This is a genomic window from Psychrobacter sp. 1Y4, from assembly GCF_051847555.1.
Map to the genome: position 1 here is coordinate 1 of NZ_JBPYDE010000716.1, position 640 is coordinate 640.

1 protein-coding gene is annotated in these 640 nt (G+C 51.6%); it reads right to left on the reverse strand.

The window, feature by feature from the left end; genetic code table 11:
* Positions 1–211 precede the first annotated feature (211 nt).
* Positions 212–640 (reverse strand): hypothetical protein (locus tag ACS8FC_RS18500; protein WP_439297867.1); only part of this gene is annotated, 429 nt, incomplete at its 5' end.

Consider the following 640-nt stretch of genomic DNA (forward strand, 5'->3'; position numbering starts at 1 on the left):
TTGCGCTCGGTATATTTGACCAGCTGCCCAGTCTTGGTGCCGTCAGTAGCAGGGATAGCGATACGGTTGCTTGAGTCAGCTTCAGACTTTAAAATATCGCCAATAGTGACGTAATGTTCGCTTGGCATGTTGTGCTCCTAGTTAATCGATAAGGCTAATAAGTGGTTAAAACATTAGTCCGCGCTGGATGCTTGACCAGCACGGCTATCGCTTAGATATAGTTTTTCGCTGCTTGAGCACGAGCTTCAGCATTGGCAAGCATCGGATTAGACGACAACTGACGCTCTTGGCCGTTGCCGTTTGGCTTGTGCTGCTCGCTGAGCAACCATTCTGGCGTACCATCTTGCTTACCAGGCGCACGCAAATCACCGATCATCTCTTTGGCATCTTCAGGCGATGCTGATAGCAGCATGTTGACGGTTGCAGCGCCGACGCCGTTCCAGCTTTTGCCGTCTTCAGTTTTGGTAAAGCCAGCTTGCGATAATTGCGCATCGATAGCAGCGGCTTTTGCTTCGGCTTCTCTAACAGCTTGTTCTGTGGCCGGCTTCTCAGCCTCTTGCTCGGCTTTATCACGCGCTTCGTGCTCAGCCTTCTGCTGTGCTTGCTCTATTCTACGATGCTCTTCAGCTTGGCGGCGCTC